This is a genomic window from Vibrio minamisatsumaniensis, from assembly GCF_050337445.1.
GTDB classification, from domain to species: Bacteria; Pseudomonadota; Gammaproteobacteria; order Enterobacterales; family Vibrionaceae; genus Vibrio; species Vibrio artabrorum.
This window is the reverse complement of sequence record NZ_JAKJSY010000034.1, coordinates 35,854-44,416: the sequence shown is the minus strand read 5'-3', so window position 1 is coordinate 44,416 and position 8,563 is coordinate 35,854. Positions and strand designations below refer to the sequence as shown.

General features: G+C 45.0%; 5 protein-coding genes and 1 CRISPR repeat array. Of the genes, 1 reads left to right on the top strand and 4 read right to left on the bottom strand.

All coding sequences use genetic code 11. The features are described 5' to 3' along the window. The coding region (locus L4B77_RS09480) for an IS3 family transposase (protein WP_429750046.1) at positions 1-212 on the top strand (212 nt) is incomplete at its 5' end. Between the two features lie 47 nt (positions 213-259). Further along, positions 260-4,487: a CRISPR direct-repeat array (repeat unit 28 nt; unit sequence TTTCTAAGCTGCCTGTTCGGCAGTGAAG). Between the two features lie 137 nt (positions 4,488-4,624). Here L4B77_RS09480 and cas6f read toward each other — a convergent pair. From cas6f to csy1, 4 genes are read right to left on the bottom strand one after another with little or no spacing between them, the layout of a single operon-like run. After that, positions 4,625-5,179 (bottom strand): type I-F CRISPR-associated endoribonuclease Cas6/Csy4, encoded by a 555-nt coding sequence (gene cas6f / locus L4B77_RS09475; protein WP_429750044.1) that lies wholly within the window; start codon positions 5,177-5,179, stop codon positions 4,625-4,627. A gap of 2 nt (positions 5,180-5,181) precedes the next feature. Next, positions 5,182-6,165 carry a type I-F CRISPR-associated protein Csy3 gene (gene csy3 / locus L4B77_RS09470; protein ID WP_429750042.1) on the bottom strand — a complete coding sequence of 328 codons (984 nt, stop codon included), beginning with the start codon at positions 6,163-6,165 and terminating at the stop codon, positions 5,182-5,184. Positions 6,166-6,176: 11 nt separating this feature from the next. Next, the gene (gene csy2, locus L4B77_RS09465; RefSeq protein ID WP_429750040.1) at positions 6,177-7,112 is read right to left on the bottom strand and encodes a type I-F CRISPR-associated protein Csy2; all 936 of its coding nucleotides are present in this window, start codon (positions 7,110-7,112) and stop codon (positions 6,177-6,179) included. After that, positions 7,112-8,416: a type I-F CRISPR-associated protein Csy1 gene (csy1, locus tag L4B77_RS09460; protein WP_429750038.1), complete on the bottom strand. Its 1,305-nt coding sequence runs from the start codon at positions 8,414-8,416 to the stop codon at positions 7,112-7,114. Before csy1 ends, csy2 begins: the two co-directional genes overlap by 1 nt. Positions 8,417-8,563: the final 147 nt, after the last annotated feature.

The following is an 8,563-nucleotide window of genomic DNA, read 5'->3' as shown; positions in this document are numbered from 1 at the left end:
GTAGGAAGGGAAATTGCTGGGATAACGCCTGTGTTGAAAGCTTTTTCCACTCAATGAAAGTAGAAGTCATCCAATACGAGCCGATAATGACGCGAGAAGAGATGCGCCAAGCACTTTTTGAATATATCGAAGTTGATTATAATCGAACAAGAAGGCACAGTGCTCTTGGGTATCTAAGCCCAGTTAACTTTGAAAAACAATATGTCGCTTAATGCGGTGTCCAGTCTGACTGGAGCAGATCACTTTTGCTGCTTGCCGTTTTCTAAGCTGCCTGTTCGGCAGTGAAGCCTATTCGATGCGAACACAGATACAGCGCTAATTTCTAAGCTGCCTGTTCGGCAGTGAAGTTGTATTTGTTACGCCTCGTCGTCCTGAGTTTTTTCTAAGCTGCCTGTTCGGCAGTGAAGTTTAAGGATGTTTCTCTTACTCAGCAGGAAATTTTCTAAGCTGCCTGTTCGGCAGTGAAGCGTGTTCGTTATGGTTATCGTGATGATGTTTGTTTCTAAGCTGCCTGTTCGGCAGTGAAGGGTAACCTGCAAAAAATTTACAGCCGCTTGCATTTCTAAGCTGCCTGTTCGGCAGTGAAGGTGACGCGATACTCATTACCAACTAACGCAAATTTCTAAGCTGCCTGTTCGGCAGTGAAGCTAGATAACATCTACGGTGAAGTAGCATCCCTTTTCTAAGCTGCCTGTTCGGCAGTGAAGCTGGTAAACGTCCGATTAAGTTCGGGCGTACTTTTCTAAGCTGCCTGTTCGGCAGTGAAGGTTTTCGGGATTCTCGAATTAATCCAGAGACTTTTCTAAGCTGCCTGTTCGGCAGTGAAGCGGATGGAACAAGAATGCTGAATGGAATATTATTTCTAAGCTGCCTGTTCGGCAGTGAAGAAGATACTCAGGACGCCCGCAAGCAGCATAAATTTCTAAGCTGCCTGTTCGGCAGTGAAGTCTCTGGTAGCTCTTCTGATGCTGGTATTTTTTTTCTAAGCTGCCTGTTCGGCAGTGAAGATCAAACTCTTTCTGAGCCTTTGTTTGCTTGTTTTCTAAGCTGCCTGTTCGGCAGTGAAGTCTCTAACTCTCATCCTTTGTGCGCCGTCAGATTTCTAAGCTGCCTGTTCGGCAGTGAAGGTTATTGTCACTTTGTATTCTAGCGATTGGTCTTTCTAAGCTGCCTGTTCGGCAGTGAAGTTAAGTTTCGTCATTTTAGCTGTGGTGAATACTTTCTAAGCTGCCTGTTCGGCAGTGAAGGACAGTGTTGCAGAGCTATTAAAAGAAATCGTTTTCTAAGCTGCCTGTTCGGCAGTGAAGCGATGGTTCGACTACGTTCAGCCTTCCTAACTTTTCTAAGCTGCCTGTTCGGCAGTGAAGGGCCGAAATCCACTCTGCGCAAATTCCAAATTTTTCTAAGCTGCCTGTTCGGCAGTGAAGAGAGCAATAATAATGGCGCTCCAAGTTATCCTTTTCTAAGCTGCCTGTTCGGCAGTGAAGAATATTCTCAATGGCGGAAATTCTCAGTGCATTTTCTAAGCTGCCTGTTCGGCAGTGAAGGTCGCGTGTTTAAAAAGTCGTTTACTGAGCATTTTCTAAGCTGCCTGTTCGGCAGTGAAGATTTATCTGCAATGGCTACTGTTTCCGGCAATTTTCTAAGCTGCCTGTTCGGCAGTGAAGCGTACGCGTTTCCTCTATCAGCCCAATTCAAATTTCTAAGCTGCCTGTTCGGCAGTGAAGGAAAGCCCTACAACCTACAAACTCAGTTCTAATTTCTAAGCTGCCTGTTCGGCAGTGAAGAATACGGTAGTGCCAGTTAAAGATGAGATTATTTTCTAAGCTGCCTGTTCGGCAGTGAAGACCGCCGTTGCGCTGCGTGGGCGAATCGTTTATTTCTAAGCTGCCTGTTCGGCAGTGAAGTGTCGAAGCTGACAATACGTATCGTGCATCTATTTCTAAGCTGCCTGTTCGGCAGTGAAGTCGTTATCTGTCCGTTTAATAAATCGTTCTTTTTTCTAAGCTGCCTGTTCGGCAGTGAAGTCGGAGTTACGCGTTACGAACGTCGATATCTTTTTCTAAGCTGCCTGTTCGGCAGTGAAGTATCTTGTTTCAAACAACGGTACGATTCGCGTTTTCTAAGCTGCCTGTTCGGCAGTGAAGGACTCAAACTTCTCAGGTACAGTTATCGATGATTTCTAAGCTGCCTGTTCGGCAGTGAAGCAATTGCGGCTGCAACATCGCTTACTGTGGCTTTTCTAAGCTGCCTGTTCGGCAGTGAAGGATCTCATGATACATTGCCACGGTTAGTTCTATTTCTAAGCTGCCTGTTCGGCAGTGAAGTACATTTGTACAATTGCATGTGGATTGATACATTTCTAAGCTGCCTGTTCGGCAGTGAAGTGAACTTAATTCCGTGTATGAATGTTGATTTATTTCTAAGCTGCCTGTTCGGCAGTGAAGGTTGCACCCGCTGACGGGTTAGCCTTGCGTATTTTCTAAGCTGCCTGTTCGGCAGTGAAGAACCTCACCACTAAACGCGCTCATTTCTTCTTTTTCTAAGCTGCCTGTTCGGCAGTGAAGTCTGTCGTACCACTCTTGCGTTTTAGCAGGGTTTTCTAAGCTGCCTGTTCGGCAGTGAAGAACCAGACGTTTGAATCACGCCGTTCGGCTGTTTTCTAAGCTGCCTGTTCGGCAGTGAAGACACCGCAGTGTCAGTCAGTGGAATTACCAACTTTCTAAGCTGCCTGTTCGGCAGTGAAGATGTGGTCTATGATGCAATGCGTCGTGGCTCATTTCTAAGCTGCCTGTTCGGCAGTGAAGACGTAACAATGGTTCGTTCTATGAGTGTTTCATTTCTAAGCTGCCTGTTCGGCAGTGAAGTTCACGCTTCGGTACAGGTTCAGCAAACGTCATTTCTAAGCTGCCTGTTCGGCAGTGAAGAGCTAGTTTAATTCTGTTAGGTGCACTGCTGATTTCTAAGCTGCCTGTTCGGCAGTGAAGCGCAGGTCTGCACGCAGCATCATCAACTCCGTTTTCTAAGCTGCCTGTTCGGCAGTGAAGATCTTCAGCAGTCACGTCCCAACGTGGTGTCATTTCTAAGCTGCCTGTTCGGCAGTGAAGGTACTTAATCTTATTCCATTCTCTAAGCGCGTTTTCTAAGCTGCCTGTTCGGCAGTGAAGCGTGTAATGCATCCCTTAAATAATGGCTCTCATTTCTAAGCTGCCTGTTCGGCAGTGAAGTGGGTGGCCCAGATATTACCGATTTAACTGGTTTTCTAAGCTGCCTGTTCGGCAGTGAAGACATTACCCGTCTTTGGTCGATTCTCGTCAGATTTCTAAGCTGCCTGTTCGGCAGTGAAGAAGCTTGGTGCTGATTTAGGTTTTGATATCGATTTCTAAGCTGCCTGTTCGGCAGTGAAGCGTTACCCGATGAAACTAAACCCGTCATGACATTTCTAAGCTGCCTGTTCGGCAGTGAAGTCGGTGTAATACCTGATGATATTCAGGCAATGTTTCTAAGCTGCCTGTTCGGCAGTGAAGGCGAATATATCCGCTAAATTTTTATACGCTTCTTTCTAAGCTGCCTGTTCGGCAGTGAAGTGCACTAACGGATACCACCCTTCAAGCGCGATTTTCTAAGCTGCCTGTTCGGCAGTGAAGGGATACCCGCTTCGGCAAATAACGCGCCTATCTTTCTAAGCTGCCTGTTCGGCAGTGAAGGGCATCAAATGTATAGACATCGTAAGGATTAATTTCTAAGCTGCCTGTTCGGCAGTGAAGCCGACATTATCAAGCAATGTGCTGATGCGATGTTTCTAAGCTGCCTGTTCGGCAGTGAAGCTTAGCTCGGCGAGTAATTAAAGCTTCCTCACTTTCTAAGCTGCCTGTTCGGCAGTGAAGCGTTACCCGATGAAACTAAACCCGTCATGACATTTCTAAGCTGCCTGTTCGGCAGTGAAGATGACGTTATACTACGGGTATAATTTGCGATATTTCTAAGCTGCCTGTTCGGCAGTGAAGCAACTATTACGGGTGAATTTAAAAAGTTATCATTTCTAAGCTGCCTGTTCGGCAGTGAAGGTAAACAACGGTTAGCCGCTGCGGATGTGTTCTTTCTAAGCTGCCTGTTCGGCAGTGAAGTGAATTATAGCGGTGCGAATTCAACCATTACGTTTCTAAGCTGCCTGTTCGGCAGTGAAGGAAAACCATTGAATCGTACACCTTGCGGTTTTTTTCTAAGCTGCCTGTTCGGCAGTGAAGATGGTCAATGTAGTTAAATGGTACAAACTCTCTTTCTAAGCTGCCTGTTCGGCAGTGAAGTTACTCGTGCATGGGGTATCGATGCCTATCAATTTCTAAGCTGCCTGTTCGGCAGTGAAGGGCTTGATATGCGGTAGTAATTTAACTGTTGTTTTCTAAGCTGCCTGTTCGGCAGTGAAGTGTAAACCTCAATGGTGCGCGGCTTGATATGCTTTCTAAGCTGCCTGTTCGGCAGTGAAGTGTTAATTTTATCGCTGAAGGCTTGATTGTTAAAGAGCTTGGGGGAAATAAACGAGAAAAACCCTATTTTTTAACTACCCTAATCACCATTTAAAAATCAATGAGTTATGGACAGAAGAAAAAATAGGGTCAAAAAGCTAGAACCAGGGAACAGTTGCTTGTGAACTAAAACCGTAGCTAGAGTATTCACCGCTTACGGCTTGTTGGGTGATATCACCATGCTTCACATAAATACGCAGTACATTTTTATTTGAAAGACTTTGCAATTGCAAATACGGTAAATCCAACTGTGATTGTTTAGTATCAGGAATTTGGTGTCTTGCTTCTTCCTCTGTTAACCAACCTTTTGCAATGGATCGCTTGCGCAAATTTTGTGGGCTTTTCTTTTGCACCCGAGAAACGGTGCGATAACCGATTAGATCGGATGGAACGGGCAACACATCGCCAACTTGAGTGTAATCTCTCAACCCTTTTAGCCAAGGTTGATCCATAACTAACTCAATAGCAGGCTTAGATCCATGTAAACGCAGTACATCACCTAGCACTCGACCATACTTGGGAAAGCTTACTGCAACCTGCCCTTTGCAAGTTTGAGCCATTACGCGATGAAACTTAGCAAATAGATTATTCAACAACGCAGGCGCCGTAATTTCGAGATCCGGCTCTACTTGAATATCAAGATAGTAATCCATAGTTACTCTCCGAATACGCCACCGCGAACCAACATCGCCATTAGGTAATGTTGCTCATTAAGATCTGGGGTTTTATCTTTCAGCATCCAGCTATCAAGAATGTTATAGAAGTCCGTTTTGTCTTTAGGTTTACGATAAGCAACCCCACGATTGGTCACACTGCCATACGGTTCAATGGCAATTGGGCCAAACTCGTCACTTTGTGGGTACCAAGTATCAATAGTGCGCAAAGCATTACCAATTTTTTGAGAATGCATGGCTGCTTGGCCGCCAAGCTGATAAAGGAACTTACTCTTCTTATCGCCAGAGTTCATTACCAATTCTTGTGATGGAAAAACAGTTTGCGCTTCACCAAGTTGAACATAGGCTTCAACTGTCAACAGTGTTGCTTTTTCACCTAAAAGTCCGAGCTGAATAACAGATGATATTTGATCTAATTTATCGTTATTATGCTCAAAAGATTTCAAGCAAAGATCTTGTGCATCGAATGTCCACTGCTGTTCACCATGGCTGATACGCACTTCAATTTGCTCTGCACCTACACGGTTACGCCACAAGAAACGCCCATTCGCTAAGTTGGTAGCGTAACGCTTCGCCAGTTCTTTAAAACCATTTGCTTGAACATAACTAGAGATCTTATCCGCTAAAGCAGACTGATATTCAGGGTTATTACAGGTTGATGGCACAGCTAAGTCGCCTAATACACGCAATGTGAAAATGACTTTCAGTGTGTCGGCATCAAATGGTAACGCGGCGTTATCGACAGTTTGTAGGTTTGCTTTTTCTACTTCAGCATCGATTTTACTGGCTTTCGCCCCTTTCAAGCGGTTTGAAATGGTGCCACGTACGGATTTTTCTGTTACCTGAATTGCAGTCCAGCCACTTTTTTCAGCGCGATCTTGCCAGTTACCAGAAAACATAACGGCATCTGAACACGCAAGTTTAGATTCAAAAGCCAATACGGAAGGGGTGGTTAATTTTGTCATTGTTATTTTCCTTAAAAATCGAAATCTAATTCTTCATCAGCCATTGTGTCGCCCTCTGCAATATCTTGAGTCCGACATACATAAAACGGAGCGTGGTAATGGTATTGCCACATTATGTCTTGTAGAGATTCGAGCTTACTCGGCGCTCCAACCCACTCACCAATGCTGTGCACCGGCTCAACAAAGCTCACTGGTGTTTGGTTGTCGCGTACATTAGCGACTTCTCCTGCTGAGTAGGTTGGTGCTATTTGCTTGTAGCCAATTTGAATTGGCACTAGGTAACCTTTGGGCTTTGCTACTTTTTCCCATTTCACTTTACCGCTTTCGTCCGAGTTACTTAATGGCTCGTCTGTCGCTGCAAATTTAAGGGCTGAAAAGTCCAACCAGTTCCCTAACGAACTACCACTTTGTTCATTTTTCTCTACCAGTAAGTCTGAACGCTCACGCAGCACAAAACCGGGTAATAGACGACGCAAGATCGCTTTGTGACAATCACTCTTAGCCAGTTCGCAACTGTCGATAGAAGTAATACGCCCGCCCGCTAACTTATGCCTTTCGGCCAACGCTTTGATCGCCGCACATTGTTCATCCCGTATTTGCTCACTGACAATATTGATACCGCTTGCTTTAATCACTAAAGAGACAGTTAAGTGCATACGCCCTTCTTCATTGATTGGCGCTGTCTTTCCTTCTTTCGTTAGTGGATTTCGAGTCAATGCAAAGGAGTAAGGCTCGTATTGATTTTCTCGATAAGCATGAACTTGATGCTGATGACACATGATGCCAACATCGTCTAAACGAATGCCGTGGCTTTGCTGTAACTTACGCGATAGCGCATGCACGTAACCAAGAAAGTGCGTAACAGCAGGGAAACCATAAGTAAACCCAGCAATCGCATTGGCGTTACTGATGCTTATGTTTTTTAAGATAAGATATTGTGCTGCCATCAGCTTGTCTCCCACAGTGCTTGCTTAAAGGTTTCTTGCCATTGATTTGATTCCACAAGGCCGAGTGAGAGTTCATCTTTGGCAGAGTGATTGACATTAGCGACTAACCAACCACCGAAGGCTTTCGCAATATCTTGTTGCCATTGATCATCATGCTGATCCCATTTAGGGTTGTTGGGGTCTAGCCAACGACATTGCCCAGCAGGCAGTTCATTGGTCTCGTCACTCCACCCTGGAGGTAATTGCTGCCATTGGCTTACTTTGGCCCACACTTCATCGATCACTTCATCAACTAACCGCTTAACTTTGTTTCGGATAGCTAGGTTACTTTCTCGTTCTTGCTGATTCACTTGAATCAAAAAGCTCACTAGGCGCTTGATAGCAAATCGCGTGGCATAGCGAAGCTCTGGGTGAGTAAAGATGTTATCACTGGTTAGTGGCGCTTTAAGCTGCGATTGCCACTCAGGAGGACGAGTGGAAAATAGATAATTACGCCCACCTCGACCAGAATTAAGCTGTGATACGTTTTGTGGTTTAGAGCCACCAGCAATCGTAACGGCTAAGTTCGGGTATGCCACAACAGGTTCTGAATGTGGTACTTGTTTTTTACGCGCGTCTCGGGCTGCCACCATCTCTTGGCTAAAGCGGCTGTGATTAATCTCTTGATAGATAGCCTGAGAAAGCGAAGAAGAATACAGCGGCGCTAACAAGTGGTACTCGTTATCCGCAATGGGAAAATAAACTTGTTTAGCCAGCGTATGGCTGCTTGGTGTGGCATCTAGCAACGCTTGCTTTAAGCCAACTCGCCACTCTTCGAGCTGAGTATCATTTTTAGCGATGACTTTTAAAGACGCCACATCATCTAATTTCAAGTAATCAAGCAAAGACTTACCGTTGTCATCCGATAACTGCAATAACCTTGCGACATCAAGCGCTGCTGCATTGCCTACTGCATCAATGGCTGGCATTTGTAGTACGGCAGTATCTAAATAACGATTGTCTTGCCCTAAGTCAGCAGCTAGAACATTTGTGCCTTTGGCGGAACTATGAGTGAACTTAACGGCATGGGTTGCCATGCTGATCTGCGAAGCTCTTTTTGCAGCGCTGTCCAACCAGTTGGGGGCATCAAAATCTGAACGTAGCTTGTCTCGCTTATCTGCAAATTTGACTTCAATGCTCTCTATGTCTAGTGCCGTTATCGCCTGACTACGTTCCTTTTCATGGTCTTTATCGAGTGCTTCTCGCTTGGTTTGATAGCGAACCTCAATAAAGTGATGAATTGCTTTGGTTAATGATTCTGCCATTATCCCTCCATAAGATATGGTGTGACAAGATACCGTAAATTTAACATCAAATACAAAGCCTTACAGTGGTATTTGTTTCATATTAATCATTAATTCACATCTCACTACCATTGGCTTAAAATCTTCGTTTTACGTTCCGCGTAGCTT

What these genes read in the sequence shown, in the direction of transcription:
- csy2 (WP_429750040.1), bottom strand. Translation starts at nt 7,112, where the DNA reads ATGGCAGCACAATATCTTATCTTAAAAAACATAAGCATCAGTAACGCC.
- csy1 (WP_429750038.1), bottom strand. Translation starts at nt 8,416, where the DNA reads ATGGCAGAATCATTAACCAAAGCAATTCATCACTTTATTGAGGTTCGC.
- csy3 (WP_429750042.1), bottom strand. Translation starts at nt 6,165, where the DNA reads ATGACAAAATTAACCACCCCTTCCGTATTGGCTTTTGAATCTAAACTT.
- cas6f (WP_429750044.1), bottom strand. Translation starts at nt 5,179, where the DNA reads ATGGATTACTATCTTGATATTCAAGTAGAGCCGGATCTCGAAATTACG.